At 68.9% G+C, this 20,823-nt stretch carries 22 protein-coding genes; 4 read left to right on the top strand and 18 right to left on the bottom strand.

Annotated elements, in window-relative coordinates:
- The 5 genes from QZ847_RS05565 to QZ847_RS05545 all read right to left on the bottom strand — a co-directional run.
- Positions 1–382: tRNA lysidine(34) synthetase (locus tag QZ847_RS05565; RefSeq protein ID WP_294354025.1), on the bottom strand; the 382-nt coding region annotated here is incomplete at its 3' end.
- Between the two features lie 216 nt (positions 383–598).
- Positions 599–1,525 carry a tetratricopeptide repeat protein gene (locus tag QZ847_RS05560; protein ID WP_294354023.1) on the bottom strand — a complete coding sequence of 309 codons (927 nt, stop codon included), beginning with the start codon at positions 1,523–1,525 and terminating at the stop codon, positions 599–601.
- A gap of 89 nt (positions 1,526–1,614) precedes the next feature.
- A complete protein-coding gene (locus QZ847_RS05555; RefSeq protein WP_294354020.1) occupies positions 1,615–2,565 on the bottom strand; it encodes a helix-turn-helix domain-containing protein in 951 nt (316 codons plus the stop codon).
- 91 nt (positions 2,566–2,656) lie between these two features.
- Positions 2,657–4,927 (bottom strand): phosphoenolpyruvate--protein phosphotransferase, encoded by a 2,271-nt coding sequence (gene ptsP, locus QZ847_RS05550; RefSeq protein ID WP_294354017.1) that lies wholly within the window; start codon positions 4,925–4,927, stop codon positions 2,657–2,659.
- Positions 4,928–5,007: 80 nt separating this feature from the next.
- Positions 5,008–5,337 (bottom strand): hypothetical protein, encoded by a 330-nt coding sequence (locus QZ847_RS05545; protein ID WP_294354014.1) that lies wholly within the window; start codon positions 5,335–5,337, stop codon positions 5,008–5,010.
- A gap of 43 nt (positions 5,338–5,380) precedes the next feature.
- On the opposite strand from QZ847_RS05545, the gene QZ847_RS05540 reads away from it, so the two are divergent.
- Positions 5,381–5,920 carry a TM2 domain-containing protein gene (locus QZ847_RS05540; protein ID WP_294354009.1) on the top strand — a complete coding sequence of 180 codons (540 nt, stop codon included), beginning with the start codon at positions 5,381–5,383 and terminating at the stop codon, positions 5,918–5,920.
- Between the two features lie 4 nt (positions 5,921–5,924).
- Here QZ847_RS05540 and ruvB read toward each other — a convergent pair whose 3' ends face one another.
- The 5 genes from ruvB to QZ847_RS05515 all read right to left on the bottom strand — a co-directional run bounded on the left by ruvB (position 5,925) and on the right by QZ847_RS05515 (position 9,603).
- Entirely contained in the window at positions 5,925–6,947 is a 1,023-nt protein-coding gene (gene ruvB / locus QZ847_RS05535) for a Holliday junction branch migration DNA helicase RuvB (protein ID WP_019517780.1), read from the bottom strand.
- Positions 6,944–7,666: a haloacid dehalogenase type II gene (locus tag QZ847_RS05530; protein WP_294354004.1), complete on the bottom strand. Its 723-nt coding sequence runs from the start codon at positions 7,664–7,666 to the stop codon at positions 6,944–6,946. Before QZ847_RS05530 ends, ruvB begins: the two co-directional genes overlap by 4 nt.
- On the bottom strand, positions 7,663–8,259 hold the full coding sequence (ruvA, locus tag QZ847_RS05525) for a Holliday junction branch migration protein RuvA (protein WP_294354001.1): 597 nt from the start codon (positions 8,257–8,259) through the stop codon (positions 7,663–7,665). The genes QZ847_RS05530 and ruvA overlap by 4 nt, the downstream gene beginning before the upstream one ends.
- 85 nt (positions 8,260–8,344) lie before the next feature.
- Positions 8,345–8,851 carry a crossover junction endodeoxyribonuclease RuvC gene (gene ruvC, locus QZ847_RS05520; RefSeq protein WP_026326192.1) on the bottom strand — a complete coding sequence of 169 codons (507 nt, stop codon included), beginning with the start codon at positions 8,849–8,851 and terminating at the stop codon, positions 8,345–8,347.
- 8 nt (positions 8,852–8,859) lie between these two features.
- The gene (locus QZ847_RS05515) at positions 8,860–9,603 is read right to left on the bottom strand and encodes a YebC/PmpR family DNA-binding transcriptional regulator (protein WP_294353998.1); all 744 of its coding nucleotides are present in this window, start codon (positions 9,601–9,603) and stop codon (positions 8,860–8,862) included.
- Between the two features lie 118 nt (positions 9,604–9,721).
- On the opposite strand from QZ847_RS05515, the gene QZ847_RS05510 reads away from it, so the two are divergent.
- A complete protein-coding gene (locus QZ847_RS05510; RefSeq protein WP_294353995.1) occupies positions 9,722–11,185 on the top strand; it encodes an ATP-binding protein in 1,464 nt (487 codons plus the stop codon).
- An 84-nt stretch (positions 11,186–11,269) separates the two neighbouring features.
- Here the strand turns inward: QZ847_RS05510 and QZ847_RS05505 are convergent, their stop codons facing one another.
- From QZ847_RS05505 to QZ847_RS05495, 3 genes are all read right to left on the bottom strand, one after another.
- Positions 11,270–11,536 (bottom strand): DUF2312 domain-containing protein, encoded by a 267-nt coding sequence (locus QZ847_RS05505; protein WP_093004464.1) that lies wholly within the window; start codon positions 11,534–11,536, stop codon positions 11,270–11,272.
- A gap of 130 nt (positions 11,537–11,666) precedes the next feature.
- On the bottom strand, positions 11,667–12,998 hold the full coding sequence (locus tag QZ847_RS05500) for an amidohydrolase family protein (RefSeq protein WP_294353992.1): 1,332 nt from the start codon (positions 12,996–12,998) through the stop codon (positions 11,667–11,669).
- Positions 12,999–13,091: 93 nt separating this feature from the next.
- On the bottom strand, positions 13,092–13,382 hold the full coding sequence (locus QZ847_RS05495) for a DUF1244 domain-containing protein (RefSeq protein WP_294353990.1): 291 nt from the start codon (positions 13,380–13,382) through the stop codon (positions 13,092–13,094).
- 92 nt (positions 13,383–13,474) lie between these two features.
- On the opposite strand from QZ847_RS05495, the gene pyk reads away from it, so the two are divergent.
- Entirely contained in the window at positions 13,475–14,947 is a 1,473-nt protein-coding gene (pyk, locus tag QZ847_RS05490) for a pyruvate kinase (RefSeq protein WP_294353987.1), read from the top strand.
- An 18-nt stretch (positions 14,948–14,965) separates the two neighbouring features.
- Here the strand turns inward: pyk and queE are convergent, their stop codons facing one another.
- The 5 genes from queE to QZ847_RS05465 all read right to left on the bottom strand — a co-directional run bounded on the left by queE (position 14,966) and on the right by QZ847_RS05465 (position 19,766).
- Positions 14,966–15,598 (bottom strand): 7-carboxy-7-deazaguanine synthase, encoded by a 633-nt coding sequence (gene queE / locus QZ847_RS05485; protein ID WP_294353984.1) that lies wholly within the window; start codon positions 15,596–15,598, stop codon positions 14,966–14,968.
- Positions 15,598–16,299 carry a 7-cyano-7-deazaguanine synthase QueC gene (gene queC, locus QZ847_RS05480; protein WP_294353981.1) on the bottom strand — a complete coding sequence of 234 codons (702 nt, stop codon included), beginning with the start codon at positions 16,297–16,299 and terminating at the stop codon, positions 15,598–15,600. Before queC ends, queE begins: the two co-directional genes overlap by 1 nt.
- A gap of 249 nt (positions 16,300–16,548) precedes the next feature.
- A complete protein-coding gene (locus tag QZ847_RS05475) occupies positions 16,549–17,460 on the bottom strand; it encodes an Hsp33 family molecular chaperone HslO (RefSeq protein WP_294354031.1) in 912 nt (303 codons plus the stop codon).
- Positions 17,461–17,578: 118 nt separating this feature from the next.
- Entirely contained in the window at positions 17,579–18,502 is a 924-nt protein-coding gene (gene argF, locus QZ847_RS05470) for an ornithine carbamoyltransferase (RefSeq protein WP_294353977.1), read from the bottom strand.
- Positions 18,503–18,572: 70 nt separating this feature from the next.
- Positions 18,573–19,766, bottom strand: coding sequence for an aspartate aminotransferase family protein (locus QZ847_RS05465; protein WP_294354028.1), 1,194 nt, complete (start codon positions 19,764–19,766; stop codon positions 18,573–18,575).
- Positions 19,767–19,931: 165 nt separating this feature from the next.
- Between QZ847_RS05465 and QZ847_RS05460 the strand changes: the two genes are divergently transcribed.
- Positions 19,932–20,762: a TIGR00266 family protein gene (locus tag QZ847_RS05460; protein ID WP_294353974.1), complete on the top strand. Its 831-nt coding sequence runs from the start codon at positions 19,932–19,934 to the stop codon at positions 20,760–20,762.
- The last annotated feature ends 61 nt before the right edge of the window (positions 20,763–20,823 follow it).

Here is a 20,823-nt window from a genome sequence, read left to right as displayed (position 1 = left end):
CGCGAATGATCGGCGCGACGACGATCATTCGCGCCCGCTCGGCGAGCAGCGCGTAGCGGGCCTCCCGCGCCTGCGCCTGAAGGCTCGCGCCCGCGATCGGTTCGGCAGGGCGCAAACCATGATGCGGCACGCCCAGGGCAGCGCAATGTGCCGCGACCATCGCCACCTCGTCCGCCGCTTCCGGACGAAGCCCGTGATCGACCGTCGCTACCGCGATCCGTTTGGGAAACGCCGCTACGGCGAGCGTCAGCATCGCCATGCTGTCGGGCCCACCCGATACGGCCAGCAAGAGCGGCGCGGGGTCGGCGGCGGGATCGTGAAGAAGCGTCAGATCGGCGACGAAACGCGCGATCTGATCGACGGCCGTGGCATCGGTGGCCATGATGCTCTCAAAACTGGTCAGGGATGCGCGCCCTCTGACGCGTCCAGGGGACGGGCGCAAGAGGTTTAACGGTGATCGGTCCGTATTGAATTCCTCCCCTGCAAGGGGAGGGGCACCATGCGAAGCATGGTGGAGGGGTGTCCCCGCTGGCCGTGACACCCCTCCGTCAGGGCTTCGCCCTGCCACCTCCCCTTGCAGGGCAGGAAGGTAATACGATCACTGACACTTGGCGGCGCTGCGTCCCGCGGTGATCTGCGACTTCATCGAGGCGGACAGCTTGGCGCCGTACACATCGGACAGTTCGTCATACACCTTGCACGCGTCCGCCGCCTTGTTGAGCTTGGTCAGCGCCTGCCCCAGATAGAGCAGACTGTCGGGAGCCCGCTCGCCATCCGGGAATTTCTTGTAATTCTCGTAGAACGCCATCGAGGCGAGGCTCGGCTTGCCCGAGTCGAGATAGGTGCGGCCCAGCAGATTCTGCGCATAGCTGGCGCGGCGGCTCTTGGGATAGTCGGTGACGACCTTCTTCAACTGCGTCTCCGCCTCGGCATAGCGCTTGGCGGTCCACAGGCGATAGCCGTAGAGATAGGCGTCCTCGGCCGGGTCGCCGGTCGAGGGCTTGTCGACCGCCGCGCCGCCAGCCGGCGCGGTGCTGGCGGTATCGCCGGTCACGACCGACGGCGCCGCCGGGCTCTTGCCGCCGCCAGCCGCCGGAGCGGGGGTGTCCAGCGGCGCGCTCTGTCCCGCGGATGCGATCGGCGCGGGGCCCGATTCCAGCGCCTTCAGCCGCGCATCGGTCGCGCGCTTAGAGGCGTCGAACTGATCCTGAAGCTGCCGGGTGCGATAGCCGTTCGGCTCGATCTGGCCGGTCAGGCTCGCCATCTGCTCCTCGAGCGAGGTCACGCGCGAGGTCAGGTCGCTGAGCGCGCTGGAGGCGGGCACGCCGGGGGCCTGCGCCTGGGTCTGGGGCGCGGTGATCTCGGGCTGGACATAGCCCCCTGCCCCGTTCGGGAAGACCTTGCGCTGGACCGCGCGCATTTCGCTTTCCAGCTTGCCGACCCGCCCCTCGACATTGGACTGCGCCATGGCGGCACTCGGCAGGATCGTCAGGGCCGCGACCCCGGCCAGCAACAGATTACGCATCGGTTTCACCCCCCGGTGGGCATGATGTGGAAACAACGGATGCCGTCCTGCCCCGTCGCGGCTGTCTGCAGCCTGAAAGAAACGGCCCCTTACAGATCCGCCGGAGCCGTGGTGGCGGTGGTCGGCGAGGGCGCGGGCGTCGGGGCCAGCGGCGCCGCATCACCCGACGTCGCGGCCGGTGTCCGCCGGGCCGACCGGTCGCGCGGCGCGCTGCGGCTCGTACCCGTCGATGGCGATGCCGCAGGAGCGGGCGTACCCGACAGGCGCGCCGCGATCGCGGCGGGATCGAGCCGCACGTCCTTGATCGCGCGGGATCCGTCACCCAGCTGCGGGATGGGCGAACCGTTCAGCGTCACCGTCAGCTTGTCGGGACGACCGACATTGAGCAGCGGGTTCTTCACGTCGGCGGGCACCTCGAACTGCTCGCCGGGCTGCAACGTGCCGATCTTGATCGTCTTGTTGTCCGCGTCATAGACGCGCAGCCAGACCTCGCCCTTGGCGATCAGGACGACCTTGCCACCGGTCACCGGGGTCGGACTGGGCGCAGGCGCCGGAGCCGCCTCGCCGGTGTTGCCCAGCGGCGTCACCGCGGGCACGTCCTGGGCGGTGCGGTCGCGGCGGAACAGGTCGGTGCCGTACCACAGCCCCGCGATGATCAGCACCGCGAGCGCCAGGCCGACGCCGATGATCGCCAGGCCGCGCGACGGCACGCGGGCGGGATCGACGATGTCCTGCGGCACATATTCGGCGACCCGGCGGCCGAGCCGGTCGACATCGGCGCGGACCGCCTGTGCGATCGCGACTTCGTCCGCTCCCACGGCGCGGGCATAGGCCTTGGCGAAGCCGACGGCGTAGGTCGCCGACGGCAGGCTCTGATAATCGGATGCCTCGATCGCCGCGAGATGACGACTGGGGATGCGGGTGCGAGCCCCGATATCGCCAAGCGACAGCCCTTGCGCCTCACGCGCCTCGCGCAGGACGTCACCGGCGCGGGTAGGTGCCGCCGGTGCGGCATCGTGGCCGGGATTGACCTCGTCCATTCTCAACTCCGAAGTGACCATGGCCCACCCCATGATCGCGGCCGTTCTTTCAGAGCCCCGGGCTCAAGTCAACGCGGGGGCCCGGCTTGATTTAGGCCAATTCCACACCATTCGTCGCAGCCCAGGCACCAAGCGCCCCGCGCATGTCGCGGACGGGATGGGCGAGCAGCCGCGTCATCTCCCCGGCGATCGCCGAACGGTCGAGCGAACGGATCATCGCCTTGACCGGCCCGACCGCGGCGGGCGTGATCGACAGGCGTTCGATACCCAGTCCGATCAGTGCCATAGCCTCCAGCGGACGCCCGCCCATCTCACCGCAAACCGCCACCGGCACGCCCGCCGTCCGCGCGGGTTCGACCACGCGGCGCAGGAAGCGCAGGATCGACGGGCTCAGCCAGTCGTAACGCTCCGCCAGCTTGGGGTTGGCGCGATCGGCGGCGAACAGGAACTGGGTCAGGTCGTTGGTCCCGACCGACAGGAAATCGACATTGGGGAGAATCAGGTCGAGCTGCTCGGCCAGCGCCGGCACCTCGAGCATCGCGCCGTAGCGCATCTCCAGCGGCAGGCGACGACCGCGCGAGCCTAGCCACGCCCGCTGCGCCTCGAACAGGGCCTTGGCCTCGTCGAACTCCCACGCCTCCGACACCATCGGGAACATGACATGGAGCGTGCGCCCCGCCCCCGCCTCGATCAGCGCGCGCGCCTGCGCCTTCATCAGCCCTTCGCGTTCGAGCGCCAGGCGGAGCGCGCGCCAGCCCATGGCGGGGTTCTCTTCGTCATGGTCGGCGGTGTTGAGATAGGGCAGCGCCTTGTCCCCGCCGATATCGATCGTGCGGAAGATCACCGGCCGGTCGCCCGCCGCCTCCAGCACGTCGCGGTAGAGCCGCTGCTGCCGCTCGCGCTGGGGCAGCGTCGCGGACACGAGGAACTGGAATTCGGTGCGGAACAACCCGATCCCGTCCGCCCCGGTCGTGTCGAGCGCGGCGGCGTCGTCGCGAAGCCCCGCATTGACCATCAGCGTCACGCGGTGGCCGTCCCTGGTCACCGGCGGCACGTCGCGCAGCGCCGCGAACGCGGCGCGCCGCTTCTGGCGAAGCTGCAGCTTGGCCTCGAACGCCTCCTCCATGGCGGAGGTGGGGCGGACGAGCACGCTGCCCTCGGTCACGTCGAGCAGGAGCTGGTCGCCCTCGGCGATCTGGCGGCGCACGTCGCTGACCCGGCCCAGCACCGGCACGCCCATGGCGCGCGCGACGATGATGACATGCGCGGTCAGCGACCCTTCCTCCAGGATCACGCCCTTCAACCGCCGCCGGTCGTATTCGAGCAGCTCGGCGGGGCCCAGATTGCGCGCGAGCAGGATCGTGTCCTGCCGCAGCCCGAGTTGCGCCGCCGTTCCCATCTGGCCCGACACGATCCGCAGGAGCCGGTTGGACAGGTCCTCCAGATCGTGCATCCGGTCGGCGAGCAGCGGATCGTCGATCTGCCGCATCCGCTGGCGCGTGCGCTGCTGCACCCGCTCGATCGCGGCCTCGGCGGTCAGCCCTGAATCAATCGCCTCATTGATCCGCCTTGCCCAGCCCTCGTCGTAGGCGAACATCTTGTAGGTGGCGATTACCTCCTGATGTTCATCGCCGACGCCGAACTCGGCCTCTCGCGCGATGCGGTCGATCTGCTCGCGCATCTTGTCGAACGCCGCGTAGACCCGGTGGCGCTCGGCCTCGGTATCCTCCGCGACCGTATGCTCGATCGTGACGCGCGGCTGGTGGAACACCGCGTACCCCGCCGCCATGCCGTCGACCAGTTTCTGGCCTGCGATGCGCACCGTCGCGGTCGACTGCACCCGGTCCTTCGGCCCGCCCTGGTCGATCAGCCCGGCATTGGCGATCAGTTCGGACAAGACCATCGCCACCGTCTGCAACGCCTCGATCTCGATATCGGCGTAGCGGCGCGGATCGGCGTGCTGCACCGCCAGCACGCCGACCGAGCGCTCGCGCCGAACGATCGGCACGCCTGCGAAGCTATGGTAGCGATCCTCGCCCGTCTCCGGCTTGTAGGCGAAATCCGGATGGCTCGCCGCCTCGTCGAGGTTGAGGATCTCGTTCTGCTCGGCGATCGTGCCGACCAGCCCCTCGCCCAACGCCAGCTTGGTGACGTGGACCGCCTCCGGCGCAAGGCCACGCGTCGCGAACAGCTCCAGCACGCCCTCGCGCAGCAGATAGATCGAGCACACCTCGCTATCCAGCGCCTCGCCGATGATCTCGACCACCTGGTTGAGCTTCGCCTGCGCCGGCGACCGCGCCGCCATCACGTCGTGCAGGCGGGTCAGGATTTCGCGAGCGGAGGCGGCAGCGGAGACAGGCATGGCGCGGAGGCTAACAGACGTGGGCCGGAGGTGCCACGCAACATATCGTTGCGGGCATCGACACGATTGCTAGCACCGCGTCACGCTGCCTCGGCCTTGTTCACCGGCTTCGGCTTCTTAGGCTTGGGCGCGGGTTTCGGCTTGTGTGCCGCCGGCTTCTTGCCCTTCTTCGGCTTCGACCGCTCTTCCAGCAGAAACACGCCCGCCGCGAGTGCCAGCGCTGCCGCCCCGACACCCACCGCCGCGCCGATCGCCAGCGCGCGGGCGTGGTCGTCCTTTGCCTTCGCCTTTGCAGCACGCGGCGCGGGCTTGTCCGCGGGCTTCGTCTCGGCATGCGGATGCGGCGGCTCGCGCAGCGGATAAGGCGACTGATTGTCCTTCGGAACCGGCGGCGTGTGCGCGTGCGACATGGGCGTTTTCTCCTCGAGTTCGCCGCTCCAACGCAGCCGCACGATGTCTGCTCCCGCGACCAGCCACCCGCTTGCGAAGAACGCGATCGATGCGCTAGCCCACGCGTCGAGCCATGCGAGGGGATTGATGCGCGGACAGATACTGGGCGTCGACACGCGTAGCGGGCGCGGCGTCATCGCGGGCAACGACGGCGATCGCTACACCTTCACTCCCGCAGACTGGACGCAGGCAGGCGAGCCGAGCATCGGCATGGAGGTCGATTTCGACGTCGCGGGCCGCGACGCGATCAGCGTGTTCCCGCTGCCAGGGCAAGGCGCGCTCGCGGCCTATGCGCCGGCGCCCACGCCGACCCGCCCGCGCCGCGATCGCAGCCGCATCGTCGCCGCGTTGCTCGCCTTCTTCCTCGGGACGCTCGGCATCCACCGCTTCTACACCGGCCGGACCGGGTCGGGGCTGGTGATGCTGGTGCTGTCGATCACCGTCGTCGGCTTGCTCGTGACCGGACCCTGGGCGCTGGTCGACGCGCTTCGCTACCTGTTGATGTCCGACAACGGCTTCGCACGCCGCTACGACGCCGACTGAGACGTCAACCGAACAGCTCGTCCTGGCTGCCGGCCGGTGGGTTGAGGCCCAGATGCTTCCACCCGCCCGCGTTCAGCACGCGCCCACGCGCGGTGCGGGCAACGAGGCCGAGCTGGATCAGATACGGCTCGATCACCTCCTCGATCGTGTCGCGCGGCTCGGACAGGCCGGCGGCGAGCGTTTCCACCCCGACCGGCCCGCCGCGGTACACGTCCGCGATCATGTGCAGGTAGCGCCGGTCCATCGCGTCGAGCCCCAATTGGTCGACCTCGAGCCGGTTGAGCGCGCGGTCGGCCGCGCCCGCGTCGACCACCGCCACGCCCGCGACGCTGGCGAAATCGCGCACCCGGCGCAGCAGCCGCCCCGCGATCCGCGGCGTACCCCGCGACCGCCGCGCCACCTCCGCCGCGCCGTCCGACGCGATTGCCATGTCGAGCAGCCCGGCGGCGCGCGTCACCACGCGGGTCAGTTCCTCGACCGAGTAGAATTGCAACCGCAGCGGTATCCCGAAGCGGTCGCGCAGTGGCGTCGTCAGCAATCCCTGCCGCGTCGTCGCGCCGACGAGCGTGAAGCGCGGGAGGTCGATCCGCACGCTGCGCGCCGATGGTCCCTCGCCGATCATCAGGTCGAGCGCGCGGTCCTCCATAGCCGGGTAGAGCACTTCCTCGACCGCGGGCTGCAAGCGGTGGATCTCGTCAATGAACAGCACGTCGCCGTCCTCGAGATTGGTCAGCAGCGCGGCGAGGTCACCCGACTTGGCAATGACGGGGCCGGAGGTAGCGCGGAACCCCACGCCCATCTCACGCGCGACGATCTGCGCCAGCGTCGTCTTGCCCAGTCCCGGCGGCCCGAAGAACAAGACGTGATCGAGCGCATCGCCACGCCCGCGCGCCGCGTCGATGAACACGCGCAGATTCTCGCGCGCGGCCTTCTGCCCGACGAAATCGTCGAGGCTGCGCGGCCGCAGCGCCGCGTCGACATCCTCGGGCCGCCGCGCAGGGGTGAGCAGGCGTTCGGTGTCGGTCACTTGGATGCTTCCAGTTGCGCGGCAAGCGCGGTCAGGCTGTCCGCCTTATAGTCCCAATCCTGCCGCTGGTCGCGGTCGGGTGCGGGCGCGCCGCCATATTCCATCGGGCGATCGATGTACGCGGTCATCAACCCCGCCTTGCGCGCCGCCGCCAGATCGCTGTGATGCGCGGCGACGAGGCAGAACTCACCCGGCTCGACCCCGCTCGCCGCCGCGGTCGCCAGATACACCTCACGCGTCGGCTTGAACGCGCGCGCGTGCTCGGCGCCCAGGATCGCGTCCCATTCGAGGCCCGCGCGCCGCGACAGCTCGATCATCAGCGCGACATTGCCGTTCGACAGCGTAACGACGGGCGCCAGCGCGCGCAGCCGCGCAAGCCCCGCGACCGAGTCGGGCCAGGGATCGAGCCGATGCCACGCGTGCGACCATTCCGTCACCAGCGCCGGGTCGAGCGCATCCACGTCGATGCCGTCATGGCGCAGCAGATCGACCAGCATCTCGCGGTGGAGCACGTCGAGAATGACGAAGTCGCGCCCGCCCTCGCGCACCTTCGCCATCGCCGGCTGATAGCGCGCGCGCCACGCATCGGCGAAGCGCTCGGCGTGGAGGTCATCGCGTCCGATCGTCGCGAGAAAGCCCGCACTCTCGCGCGCGATGCTCGTGCGCCAGTCGACGACGGTGCCGAACACGTCGAAGCCGAATACGCGTGGTCGCGTCACTTCGCCGCCTTCCTGAGCGCCAGTCGCACCAGCGCGTCGAGCGTCGCGGTCTTGCCCAGTTCCTCCTCCGCCGCGGCCACCGCCGCGCTCGCCTCCGCCGGGCGGAAGCCGAGGTTGAGCAATGCCGAGACCGCGTCCGCACCCGCGCCGACCGGCACCACCTGCGCCGCCGCCGACGGACCGATCGCGACCCCGCCGACCTTGTCCTTCAGCTCGCGCACGATCCGCTCGGCGAGCTTCGGCCCGACGCCGTTGGCGCGCGCGACCGTTGCCTTGTCCTGCGCCATCACCGCGCGACTGATGTCGTTCGGCTCCAAGGCCGACAGGATCGCCAGCGCAACGCGCGCGCCGACGCCTTGCACACCCGTCAGCAGCCGGAACCAGTCGCGCTCGGCCGCCGTCGCGAAGCCGACCAGCCGCAGGAAATCCTCTCCCACCAGCAGATCGGTGTGCAGCACGCACGCCTCCCCGACAGGTCCCACCGCCGCAAGCGTCCGCGCCGACGCGCCGACCAGATAGCCGACGCCGCCGACATCGATCACCGCATGGTCGACCCCGGTCGATTCCAGCCGACCCTTCAGGTGCGCGATCATCGTGTGTATGGCCGGAGCGAGGTCATACGGCGGAACCTAACAGGAACGTGACGACAGCGGGAGGACAAATCTTACCCGCTGATCCCTACGCCATGACCCGCGCGCGCCGCATCATCCCCTCCGCACTCGCCAGATGGTGCGCGTGCGTGATCGCGACCGCTAGCGCGTCGGCAGCATCAGGCCCCGACAGTTTCGCGCCGGGCAGCAGGTGGCCGAGCATCGCCTGGATCTGCCGCTTTTCCGCACCGCCGGTGCCGACCACCGCTTTTTTGACCGCGCTGGGGTGATATTCCCCGACGATCAGTCCGGACGCGGCGGCGGCGAGCAGCACCGCGCCGCGCGCCTGCCCCAGCTTCAGCGTCGACTGCGCGTTGCTGTTGCCCAGCACCTCCTCGACCGCCGAACTGTCGGGCTTCTCCGCGCGGATCACGTCGATCAGCGCGGAATGGAGGTTCCACAGTCGCCGGGCGAGCGGCATCGTCGTGTCGGTCTTGATCTGCCCGTTGGCGACGTGGGTCAGCCGGTTGCCTTCGGCACGGATCACGCCCCACCCCGTCGTGCCGAGCCCGGGGTCCATGCCGAGAATGATCAGAGGCTTGGTCAGCCGAGCTTCTCCATGACGGCGTCGGACACTTCGTAATTGCCCCACACCTGCTGCACGTCGTCGTCATCGTCCAGCGTATCAATCAGCTTGAACAGCGTCGCTGCATCACCCTCGCCGACCTCGACATTGGTCTGCGGCCGCCACGCGAGCTTCGCACCGGTCGATTCGCCCAGCACCGGCTCCAGCGCCTTGGCGACCTCGTGCAGATCGCCGACCGCGGTCCAGATCTCGTGCCCGTCCTCGCCCGAGGTCACGTCCTCCGCGCCCGCTTCCAGCGCCGCCTCGAACACCTTGTCGGCGTCGCCGGAGCTCGCCGGATAGGTGATGAGACCGACACGGTCGAACCCGTGGCTGACCGAGCCGGCGGTGCCCAGATTGCCGCCGTTCTTCGACACCGCGGTGCGCACGTTGGTTGCAGTGCGGTTGCGATTGTCGGTCAGCGCCTCGATGATGAGGCTAACGCCGCCGGGGCCGAACCCTTCGTAGCGGATTTCCTCGTAGCTCTCGGTGTCGCCCTTCGACGCCTTGTCGATCGATCGCTGGATGTTGTCCTTGGGCATCGACTGTGCCTTGGCGGCGGCAATCGCGGCGCGCAGGCGCGGGTTCATGTCGGGGTCGGGCAGGCCCATCTTCGCCGCTACAGTGATTTCGCGGCTGAGCTTGGAAAACATGCTGGAGCGCTTCTTATCCTGCGCGCCCTTGCGGTGCATGATGTTCTTGAATTTGGAATGGCCGGCCATCGTAACCCTGCAAACTGAAACGTTGCTCGGCTCTTAGAGCGGGCGGGCGCTGCGCTCAACCATGCCCCCGCGAGTCGCGGCCTTGCTCCCGCCACACGCGCCGGGCACAGGCACCGCCATGACGGTACGCGTGGACATGGGGCTCGACGAGCGTGGCTCGCCGGTCGCGATGGACCTTGAGGAATTGCTGGCGACCCGCCTGCTGGTGCAGGGCAATTCGGGGTCGGGAAAATCGCACCTGCTGCGCCGCCTGCTCGAACGCTCGGCGGGTCAGGTGCAACAGGTGGTGATCGATCCCGAGGGCGACTTCGTCACGCTGTCGGGTGCCTACGGCCATGTCGCGATCGAGGCGGCGGATTATTCAGTGCCCGAGATCGAGCGTTTCGCGGGCAGACTGCGCGCGCATCGCACCTCCGTCGTGCTCAGCCTTGAGGGGTTGGAGGCCGAGGGCCAGATGCGCTGCGCCGCCGCCTTCCTGTCGGCCTTGTTCGATGCCCCGCGCGAACATTGGTACCCCGCGCTCGTCGTGGTCGACGAGGCGCAGTTGTTCGCGCCGACAACGGGCGGCGAGGTCGCAGAGGAGGTGCGCCGCGCGTCGCTGTCGGCAATGACCAACCTGATGTGCCGCGGGCGCAAGCGCGGGCTCGCCGGGGTGATCGCCACGCAGCGCCTCGCCAAGCTCGCGAAGAACGTCGCGGCGGAAGCGTCGAACTTTCTGATGGGGCGCACTTTTCTCGACATCGACATGGCGCGCGCCGCCGACCTGCTCGGCATGGAACGACGCCAGGCGGAGGCGATCCGCGACCTGCCGCGCGGCACCTTCATGGCGCTTGGCCCCGCGGTCTCGCGCCGCCCCGTCAGTGTGCGCATCGGCGAGGTCGAAACCTCGGCGCGTTCGTCAAGCCCGAAGCTCGTGCCCCTGCCCAATGCGCGCCCGCTCGAACTCGCCGATCTGATCGTCGAGCCTGTGGTCGACGCGCCCGAACTGCCGATGGCGCACGTTCCGCGGCCGCGCCGCGTGCCCGCGACGGAGGTCGCCGCCGACCTGTCGCGCAGCCCCGCCGCCAGCGTCGCCGCGACCGCGCAGCCCGAACGCAGCGAGGACGAGGTCGAGGCGATCTACGCCGAGGCGTTGCGCGGGGTCGTCGCCGATCCCGAGGCATTCGGGCGACCGGCGTCCGTGCTGTTCCAGGATTTTCAGGTCCGCTGCCGCATGGCAGGGCTCGCACGGCCCGCGATGGACCTGACCGCCTTCACCCGACGCTTGAGCTGCGCGCGGGCGGGCATCTTCGACGTGCGCGCGGAGGAATGGGCCGACGCGCTGCGCCTCGCCGACACATTGCCCGAAGACATGATGGGCGCCTTCCTGCTCGTCGCCCGCGCCGCGCGCGAGGGCGAGCCGTGCCCGTCGGACGAGCAACTGGCGCACACCTACGGCACCAGCTCGCTCGGCCGCGTCCGCCGCCTGATCGGCTATATCGAGAGCCGCGAACTGTTCGTCAGCCGCATCGACCTGTCGGGCAAACGCTCGATCACCATCCCGCACCTCGGCTGGACCACCGCCTCGGCCGAGGCGGCGTAGAAACGCGAACGGCGGCACGTGACCATTCACGCGCCGCCGCTTTAGTCTCCCCATGCGCCTCAGCCGAAGGACGCGTGAGGACGATCAGATCATGCCCAGCGCCTGCATGTACACTTCGAGGATCGCTTCCTCTTCCTGATACTCTTCACGCTTCTTCTTTCGGATCGACATAATCTTGCGGATCGCTTTGGGATCGTAGCCGCGGCTCTTCGCCTCCGACATCACGTCCTTGATGTCGTCCTGAATACCCTTCTTCTCTTCCTCCAGCCGCTCGGCGCGCTCGATCAACAGCCGCAGCTCGTCCGCTGCGACGTGACCGCCACCCATGCCCTCGCCCCGCTCTTCAGCCATGTTACTCGTCCGTCCTCGTGAAAGAATAGGCCGCGCGCCCTGCCGCGCGGGCGCGCAGGCGGGGTTCGGCCGGTTAACCCTGATGGGTGTGGGCGCGGCACCTAGTGGACGCCGCGCCCGCGCTCAAGCGTTAGTCGACGACCGGTTTGGCGATCTGACCCCGGTGCATGACGAAATCGACGTGCTCCAGCCGCCGCACGTCCTCCAGCGGCGATCCGGTTACCGCGATCACGTCGGCGCGTTTGCCCGGCTCCAGCGTGCCGATGTCGTCGCGGCCGAGCAGGTCGGCCGCCGCCACCGTCGCACTCGCGATCGCCTGCGCCGGGGTCATGCCGAGATCGATCAGATACGCGAACTCGGTCGCGTTATCGCCGTGCCTGGACACGCCCGTATCGGTGCCGAACGCGAACTTGACGCCTGCCGCCCACGCCTTCTTGTGGTTGGCGTGCATCGCCGCGGCGGCGGCCTCCGCCTTCGGGATCGTCGCGGGCGGCAGCGCGCCCGATCGCGCCTGCGCGAGCGCGGCGACCGGCGCGATCTCGGTCGGCACCAAATACGCGCCCTTCGCCTTGAACAGCCGGATCGTCTCGTCGTCGAGGTAGCTCGCGTGCTCGATCGAGTCGCAGCCCGCCTCCAGCGCCGCCTTGGTGCCCTCCGCCGCGTGGCTGTGCGCGGTCGCCTTGCGCCCCAGCGCATGCGCGGTTTCGACGATCGCGCGCATTTCCTCCGGCGTCATCGCGCGCCCCAGCCCGCCTGAGACGTTCGACAAGACGCCGCCGGTCGCCGCAAACTTGATCACCTGCGCGCCGAGACCGACCTGCTGGCGCACCGCGCGGCGGCAGTCGTCGGGGCCGTCGCAGACGTTGATCTGATGCGCGTGGACCGCGTCGGCGAAGCTCTCGCCAAGGCCATTGGTGCCGTCGCCGTGCCCGCCGGTCACCGAGATCATCTGCCCCGCATTGACGATCGTCGGCCCTTCGATATCGCCGCGCTCGACCGCGTCGCGCAGCGCACGAATGCCGCGCGCGTCGCCGCCCAGGTCGCGCACCGTGGTGAACCCCGCCTCCAGCGTCTTTCGTGCATTGACCACCGCGACCATCATGTCGTCGGCCTGATCCTGCGTCGCCTCGGCCAGCCGCGCGCGCATCGGATCGCCGCCGATTCCCCACAGGTGGACGTGCATGTCGGTCATTCCGGGCAGCACGAAGCGCCGCGACAGCTCGATCAGCTTCGCGCCCGCGGGCGGCGCGACGAAGCCGTCGCGCACCTCGACCACGCGTCCGTCGCGCACCACGATCGTGCTGTTTCCGCGCGGCGGCTTGCCCGGACGGTCGAGCAGCTGCCCGGCGTGGATATAGGTGACGACCGATCCGGCTGCGGGCGCGGACGTCGGCGCCGAGACCTGCGCCATCGCGGGCACTGCGAGAACCAGCGCCAGCGCGCTACCGACGAACTTCAACAACGGCCTGTCTCCCCTGTCGCACGCCTGCCCCGGCGCGCCTCCTGTTGGCGACAGGTTGGCCGGTTCTCATCGCAGCGGCAAGGGGTGCGCCGATCAGGCGTTCTTCTTAACGCTCTCCGCCATCCGCTCGAGCTGCTCCGGCGTCGCGTCGGCCTGATGGTTCGCCTTCCAATCGGCATAGGGCATGCCGTAGATCGTCTCTCGCGCATCGTTCTTGCTCATCCCCGATGCTTCCTGCGTCCAATCGGACAGGCAGTTGCGGCAGAAGCCCGCGAGCCCCATCAGGTCAACGTTCTGCGCGTCAGTGCGGTGGCGCAGGTGGCGCACCAGCCGGCGGAAAGCGGCGGCGGCGGCCGCGTCGTTGAGGGTGTCGAGCCGGTCCATGTGTCACTCCAATGACGCGGTTGCGCGTCTAGTAGGTTGATCAGCCGCGGTTAGCGGCTAAGGCACGCACGCGCAAAGCAGGAAGCCTCCCCATGACCCACTCCTTCGCCCCTCGCTCGCGGAAGGTCCGCGTCCTCGCGACCCTCGGCCCGGCGAGCAACACGCCCGAGATGATCGCGAAGCTGTTCCAGGCCGGCGCCGACGCCTTCCGCATCAACATGAGCCACGGCGACCAGGCATCCAAGGTCGACGTGATCAAGGCGATCCGTTCGCTGGAGCAGGAGTTCGACCGCCCCTCCACCATCCTCGCCGATCTGCAGGGGCCGAAGCTGCGCGTCGGACGCTTCGCGGAAGGACGCGTCGTCTTGGAAAAGGGCAGCACCTTCGTGCTCGACCATGACACGACGCCTGGCGACGCGACGCGGGTGCAGCTGCCGCACCCGGAAATCTTCGCCGCAATGGAGGCGGGCGCGCGGCTGCTGCTCGACGACGGAAAGCTGGTGCTGCGCGTGGTGGAATGCGACGCCGACAGGCTGGTGACGACGGTCGAGGTCGGCGGTCCCTTGAGCAACAACAAGGGGCTGAACGTTCCCGACGTGGTCGTGCCGATGGCGGCGCTGACCGCGAAGGATCGCAGCGACCTCGCCTTCGCGATCGACCAGGGCGTCGACTGGATCGCGCTGTCGTTCGTCCAGCGTCCCGAGGATCTGTGGGAGGCGCGCAAGCTGATCGAGGGCAAGGCCGCGCTCCTCGCCAAGATTGAGAAGCCTGCCGCGATCGAGCGGCTGGAAGAGATCGTCGAGGCATGTGACGGCGTCATGGTCGCGCGCGGCGACCTGGGTGTCGAGCTGCCGCCGCAGTCGGTCCCTCCCTTGCAGAAGCGCATCGTCGAGACCTCGCGCCGGCTCGGTCGCCCGGTGGTGGTCGCCACGCAGATGCTCGAATCGATGATCGTCAGCCCCTCGCCCACCCGCGCCGAGGTGTCGGATGTCGCGACGGCGATCTACGACGGTGCCGACGCGATCATGCTGTCGGCCGAGAGCGCGGCGGGCCAGTGGCCGGTCGAATCGGTGTCGATGATGAACGCGATCGGCGACGCGGTGGAGCGCGATCCGATGCACGGCGACCGCATCCACTTCACGGTCACGCGCCCCGACCCCACCACAGCCGACGCGCTGGCCGAGGCCGCGAAGAACATCGCCGAAACGGTGTCGGCCTCCGCGATCATCTGTTTCACCACCTCGGGCTCGACCGCGCGGCGGATCGCGCGCGAGCGGCCGGGCGTGCCGATCCTGGTGCTGACGCCGCAGCTCGAAACCGCGCGTCGCCTGGGCCTCTTATGGGGCACGCACAACGTCCACACCCGCGACGTCGCCTCGTTCGAGGAAATGGTCGCCAAGGCCAAGCGCATCGCGCTGCGCCAGGGCGTTGCCAAGGCCGGCGACAGCGTGATCGTGATGGCGGGCGTGCCCTTCCGTACGCCGGGGTCGACCAACGTTCTCCACGTCGTCCGCATCACCGGCGACGAATTGAAGAACTACGAGGCGGAGCAGGCGGCGCGCTGAGCGCCACCTTCGCGGGGATCAGCGCAAGCCCAGCGCCTTGTGCGTCTGGAGCGACAACCGCCAGAGCGGGCGTTCCATCACCAGCGCGATCGCCGCGTCGACGTTCGCAGCCCCGCGCGCATCGTCCATCGGTTGCAGCAGCAGGTGGCGGAAGTCCCACTGCTCCATCGCCGCGACGTCGCTGCCCGGCTGCGGCCAGACGAGCTTCAATTCGTCGCCCGAGCGCTGCACCGTCTCGCTCCCCGCCTTGGGGCTGATGCAGACCCAGTCGATCCCGGGATGGACGGGAAGCGTCCCGTTGCTCTCGATCGCGATCTCGAACCCCGCGGCGTGGAGCGCATCAACTAGCGCGTCGTCGACCTGCAACATCGGCTCGCCGCCCGTCAGCACGACGAAGCGGCGTTCCGCGCCCTCGCCCCAGAAGCCCGACACCGCGGCGACCAGCGCGTCGGCATCACCGAACTTGCCCCCGCCTGCGCCGTCGGTGCCGACAAAGTCGGTGTCGCAGAAGCGGCAGATCGCGCGCGCGCGGTCCTGCTCGCGCCCGGTCCACAGGTTGCACCCGGCGAAGCGCACGAACACCGCGCGCCGCCCCGCCTGCACGCCCTCACCCTGAAGCGTCAGGAACATTTCCTTGACCGAATAGGTCATCAGGGCGCCGGCGGCGTCACGGCATAGTCGGTCGGATCGGCGACGCCGGCATCCTCGAACCCCTTGTGACGCAGCCGGCACGAGTCGCACAGCCCGCAATGCTGCCCGGCTGGGGTCGGATCGTAGCACGACCAGCTCAGCCCCATGTCGAGCCCCAATCGTGCGCCCTCGCACACCACATCGGCCTTGGTCATGTGCTGCAACGGCGCGTGGATGCGGAACGGCGCGCCCTCGACGCCCGCCTTGGTGGCGAGCTCGGCCAGCCGCTCGAAACCGGCGATGAACTCGGGCCGGCAATCGGGATAGCCCGAATAATCGAGCGCGTTGACCCCGACGAACAGGTCCCGCCCGCCCGCCGCCTCGGCCCAGCCGAGCGCGAGACTGAGGAAGATCGTGTTGCGCGCCGGCACGTAGGTGACGGGGATCGCGCCCGCCTCGACGCCGTCCTTCGGCACCGCGATGCTGTCGTCCGTCAGCGCCGAACCACCGAAGGCCGACAGGTCGAGCGGCAGCACGACGTGGCGCTGCGCCCCGACCGCCTTCGCCACGCGCGCGGCGGCGGCGAGTTCGACGCGGTGCCGCTGGTTGTAGTCGACCGAGAGCGCGAGCACCGGATAGCCCGCCTCGCGCGCGAGCGCGGCGGACACCATCGAGTCGAGCCCGCCCGAGACGAGGACGACCGCAGGAGTTTGCTGTGTCATGATCCGCGCGCCGCTAGGCCGATCAGGAGCGATACGCAACCCTTCGACACATTCACGACGCTCCCAGCACCGAGTTGCCGGACAAGAAAAGGGCGCCCCGTTTGGCGGCGCGCCGACAAGGAAAGGGCCGCCCCGTCGGGCGGCCCAGGCGGCTGCAGAAAGCCGTTTTCTTGGGAGAAAACATACTCGGATGAGGAGTATGTCAGCGGCCCTACCCTATAAACCTTGCCGAAGCGTTAACAAAAAGCGTTACGCTTCAACATCTTCGGCCTTGAGCGGGAAAACGGTGGCGCAGAACGCGCAGTCGACCGCGATCACGCCGTGTTCGTCCGCCATCTCCAGCCGGTCGGCGAGCGGGAATTTGGCCAGCACCGATCGGATATGCTCGGGCGTGCAGCGGCACCCGCGCGAGATCGTCGCGCGGTCGAGCACGCGCACCTCGCTCTCCTCGTTGAACAACCGCCAGACGAGCGTCTCGAGCGGCACGGTCGCATCCGCCAGCTCGTCGACCCCCATCGTGCTGCCGAGCGCCGCGACATGCTCCCATTCGGGATGGTCGAGCCGGACGTGCAACCGCTCGCGCCCCAGCTCGCCCTCGGGCAGGTGTTGCAGCAGCAGCCCGCCCGCGACCGTGCGCCCGTCCGCGCCCTTCTTCACCCCGACGCGCAGCAGCGTCGGGATCTGCTCGGATTGGAAGAAATAGCTCTGCGCCGCGTCCGCGATCGTCTCGCCGTCCAGCGGCACGATCCCCTGATACCGCTCGCCGGTGCTGGCGAGGTCGAAGGTGATCGCGAGATAGCCTTGCCCGAACAAGGCGAACAGGCTCGGCTCCTCGCCCACGTCCGCCAACTTGTCGGCGTCGAACTGAACGTAGCCGCGCAGCTCGCCGCCGCGATAGTCGCACACCATCAGCGTGACGACGCCGTTCTGCGTCTGCGTCTGCATCGTCAGCTGCCCGCTCGGGTCCTTGAGCGTCGAGCCGATCAGCGCAGTCAGCGTCAGCGCCTCGGCGAGCAGCCGCTCGATCACCGGCGGATAGGCGTGCGCGGCGAGAATCGTGTCGAGCGTCGGCCCCAGCCGCATGACGCGCCCGCGCGCGTGCCGCTCGGGGATCGCGAAACCGAGCGCGCGGTCGAGGTCGGCGTTTATCTGGTCGGTCAAGATCGGCGGCTCCGTCAGCGGATCGACGCAGACCCGTACGCCGGAAAAGGCGGCGCGATGGGCCAGCATGTCGTGGAATGCCACCTATTTGGGAGGCTACCCGCCGGCGATCAACCGATCACCCGATCTGCCCGAAACACCAGCGCAGGATCGCCTTTTGCGCGTGCAGCCGGTTCTCCGCCTCCGCCCAGATCAGCGACTGCGTGCCGTCGATCACCTCCGGCGTCACTTCCTCGCCGCGGTGCGCGGGCAGGCAGTGGAGGAATTTCGCGTCGGGCTTGGCTTGCGCCATGAGTGCAGCGTCGACCTGATACGGCATCATCGCGGCGAGCTTGGTCTCGGCCTGCGCCTGCCCCATCGAGATCCAGGTGTCGGTGACGACGATGTCCGCACCCTCCACCGCCTCGCGGGGGTCCGCGACGACGCGGGCGCGCCCCGACGCGCGCGTGATCGCCTCCTCGTCGGGCTGGAACCCCTGCGGGCAGGCGGCGACGACATCGAAATGCATCAGCCCCGCGGCCTCGACGATCGAGGCGAGCACGTTGTTGCCGTCACCCAGCCACGCGACCTTTAGGCCAGGCAGCGACTTGCCGCTCTCGATGACCGTCAACAGGTCCGCCATGATCTGGCACGGGTGCGACGCGTCGGTCAGCCCGTTGATGACGGGGACGCTCGCGTAGCGCGCCATCTCCTCGACCTTGGCATGGTCGTCGGTGCGGATCATGATCGCGTCGACATATCCCGACAGCACGCGCGCGGTGTCGGCCACCGTCTCGCCGCGCCCCAGCTGCATCTGCCCCGCTTCCATCACGATCGACTGACCGCCGAGCTGGCGGATCGCCATGTCGAACGACACGCGCGTGCGGGTCGAGTTCTTCTCGAAGATCATCGCGAGGACGCGCCCGGCGAGCGGCGCGTCGGCGTCGACCTGCCCCTTCGGCCAGTTGCTGCGCGCCTGCTTGCGGGTCAGCGCATCGTCCAGCATCGCCGCGATCGCGTCGGCGCCCGCGTCGGACAGGTTCAGGAAGTGGCGGGTCGTCATGGGGTCGGGCCTTTCCGGTCGGGCCGGGCTCACTCCACGCGAACCCGGTCCCGGATGGCGGTAGTTGGGATCAATCGTCGGCCGCGGGGACGAACACGCGCGCGCCGTCGCTCAGTTTCTGCACGAACTCGTCGATGTGGCGTTCCTCGATGATCAGCGGCGGCAGGATGCGCACGACGTTCTCGCCCGCCGACACCAGCAGCAGCCCGTGATTGTCGCGCAGGTGCGCGACGAACTGCCGCGCGTCGGCCTCCGGCTTCAGCTTCACGCCCGTCATCAGGCCCTTTCCGCGCAGGCCCGGCTCGAACACGTGATCGAAGTTGGGGATCATCTGCTCGAGTGCCGAACGCAGCCGCTCGCCCATCTTCGCAACGTTGTCGAGGAAGCCGTCGCCCTGGATCACGCCCAGCACCGCTTCGCCCGCCGCCATCGCCAGCGGGTTCCCGCCATAGGTCGAGCCGTGCGTGCCGAACACCATCCCCTTCGCGGCCTCCGCGGTCGCCAGGCACGCGCCGAGCGGAAAGCCGCCACCTATCCCCTTTGCGACCGACATGATGTCGGGGGTGATGCCGTAATGCTCGTACGCCCACATCTTGCCGGTGCGCCCGTAGCCGCACTGCACCTCGTCGAGCACCAGCAGCAGACCACGCTCGTCCGCGGCCTTGCGCAAGCCCTGGATGAACTCAGGCGTCGCCGCCGACACGCCGCCCTCGCCTTGGATCGTCTCGACCATGAAGCCGGCGGTGTTGTCGTCGACCAGCGCGAGCGCCGCCTCCAGGTCGTTGAAGGCTGCATAGGCGAAACCCGGCAGCAGCGGCTCGAACCCGTCGCGCATCTTCGCCTGGTTGGTCGCGCTGATCGCGCCCATCGTGCGGCCGTGGAACGCGTTGTTGAACGTGATCAGCGTGTGCCGCTCGGGGTTGCCGTTCGCGAAATGATAGCGCCGCGCGGTCTTGATCGCGCACTCGACCGCCTCGGTGCCCGAATTGGTGAAGAACAGGGTGTCGGCGAACGACGCGTCGACCAGCTTCTGCGCGAACGCCTCGCCCTGCGGGCTGCCGTACAGGTTCGACACGTGCATCAGCGTCGCCGCCTGATCCGCGATCGCCTTCGTCAGCACCGGGTGCGCGTGACCCAGCGCGTTGACTGCGATCCCGCTCGCGAAGTCGAGATACTGCTCGCCGCGCTCGCCGTAGAGGTAGACCCCCTCGCCGCGCACCGGTCGCACGTCGCACCGCGGGTAGACGGGCATCAATGCGGGCATGGAAGCGGACACAGGGCTTCTCCTCGTTCAAACAGCAAGGGCGACCAACGCGGTCGCCCGGACGCGCCTAATACCGGGTGAGTTACCGGCGAATCAACCCGGCTCCACGTTGCACGACCGCTGTAGCATGTATATAACACACTGACGCTAATTCAGGAGCCTTCCATGCCGAACAGTCCCTGGTCACACATGCGCCGCGACGGCGTCGCCGACGACGTCGATTTCGAGATCAAGGGCCAGGAGCTCCAGTTCGTCGAGATCGAGCTCGATCCTGGCGAGAGCGCGGTGGCGGAGGCGGGCGCAATGGTGTGGAAGGACGCCAGCATCGCGATGACCACCGTGTTCGGCGACGGCAGCGGTGCGAGCGGTGGCGGCTTCATGGGCAAGCTGCTTGGCGCCGGGAAGCGATTGGTCACAGGCGAAAGCCTGTTCACCACCGTCTTCACCCACGAAGGCTACGGCAAGGCACGCGTCGCCTTCGCCTCGCCGACGCCGGGCTCGATCGTGCCGCTGCGCCTGTCGGACCTGGGTGGGCAGCTGATCTGCCAGAAGGACGCGTTCCTCGCCGCGGCGAAGGGCGTGCAGCTCGGCATCTATTTCCAGCGGCGGGTCATGACTGGGCTATTCGGCGGCGAGGGCTTCGTGATGCAGTCGTTGACCGGCGATGGCTGGGTCTTCGTCCAGATGGGCGGCACCGTCGTCGAGCGGAAGCTGGTGCCGGGCGAGGAACTGCACGTCGATACCGGCTGCCTCGCGGCGATGACGCCGTCGGTCGAGTTCGACCTCGTCACGGTCGGCGGCGTGCGTAGCGCATTGTTCGGCGGCGAAGGCCTGTTCTTCGCACGGCTGCGCGGACCGGGCACGGTCTGGATCCAGTCGCTACCCTTCTCGCGCCTCGCGGGCCGCATGATGGCGGCGGCGAACGGCGGCGGCCAGAACCGCGGCGAAGGATCGGTGCTGGGCGGGTTCGGCGATTGGGTCGGCGGCAACGATTAGTCGAACCTGCATCCGACGGAAAAAATCCTCCCCCGCCAGGGGGAGGTGGCATGCCGCAGGC

The sequence above is a fragment of the uncultured Sphingomonas sp. genome (assembly GCF_913778135.1).
GTDB lineage: Bacteria > Pseudomonadota > Alphaproteobacteria > Sphingomonadales > Sphingomonadaceae > Sphingomonas.
Note: the sequence above shows the minus strand (reverse complement) of the source record. Positions and strands in the feature narration are given on the sequence as shown.

Bases quoted from the DNA above. Each gene is read 5' to 3' on its own strand.
- QZ847_RS05560 (WP_294354023.1), bottom strand. From the start codon at position 1,525: ATGCGTAATCTGTTGCTGGCCGGGGTCGCGGCCCTGACGATCCTGCCG.
- QZ847_RS05555 (WP_294354020.1), bottom strand. From the start codon at position 2,565: ATGGACGAGGTCAATCCCGGCCACGATGCCGCACCGGCGGCACCTACC.
- ptsP (WP_294354017.1), bottom strand. From the start codon at position 4,927: ATGCCTGTCTCCGCTGCCGCCTCCGCTCGCGAAATCCTGACCCGCCTG.
- QZ847_RS05545 (WP_294354014.1), bottom strand. From the start codon at position 5,337: ATGTCGCACGCGCACACGCCGCCGGTTCCGAAGGACAATCAGTCGCCT.
- QZ847_RS05540 (WP_294354009.1), top strand. From the start codon at position 5,381: ATGTCTGCTCCCGCGACCAGCCACCCGCTTGCGAAGAACGCGATCGAT.
- ruvA (WP_294354001.1), bottom strand. From the start codon at position 8,259: ATGATCGCGCACCTGAAGGGTCGGCTGGAATCGACCGGGGTCGACCAT.
- QZ847_RS05515 (WP_294353998.1), bottom strand. From the start codon at position 9,603: ATGGCCGGCCATTCCAAATTCAAGAACATCATGCACCGCAAGGGCGCG.
- QZ847_RS05510 (WP_294353995.1), top strand. From the start codon at position 9,722: ATGACGGTACGCGTGGACATGGGGCTCGACGAGCGTGGCTCGCCGGTC.
- QZ847_RS05505 (WP_093004464.1), bottom strand. From the start codon at position 11,536: ATGGCTGAAGAGCGGGGCGAGGGCATGGGTGGCGGTCACGTCGCAGCG.
- QZ847_RS05495 (WP_294353990.1), bottom strand. From the start codon at position 13,382: ATGGACCGGCTCGACACCCTCAACGACGCGGCCGCCGCCGCCGCTTTC.
- pyk (WP_294353987.1), top strand. From the start codon at position 13,475: ATGACCCACTCCTTCGCCCCTCGCTCGCGGAAGGTCCGCGTCCTCGCG.
- queE (WP_294353984.1), bottom strand. From the start codon at position 15,598: ATGACCTATTCGGTCAAGGAAATGTTCCTGACGCTTCAGGGTGAGGGC.
- queC (WP_294353981.1), bottom strand. From the start codon at position 16,299: ATGACACAGCAAACTCCTGCGGTCGTCCTCGTCTCGGGCGGGCTCGAC.
- argF (WP_294353977.1), bottom strand. From the start codon at position 18,502: ATGACGACCCGCCACTTCCTGAACCTGTCCGACGCGGGCGCCGACGCG.
- QZ847_RS05465 (WP_294354028.1), bottom strand. From the start codon at position 19,766: ATGCCCGCATTGATGCCCGTCTACCCGCGGTGCGACGTGCGACCGGTG.
- QZ847_RS05460 (WP_294353974.1), top strand. From the start codon at position 19,932: ATGCCGAACAGTCCCTGGTCACACATGCGCCGCGACGGCGTCGCCGAC.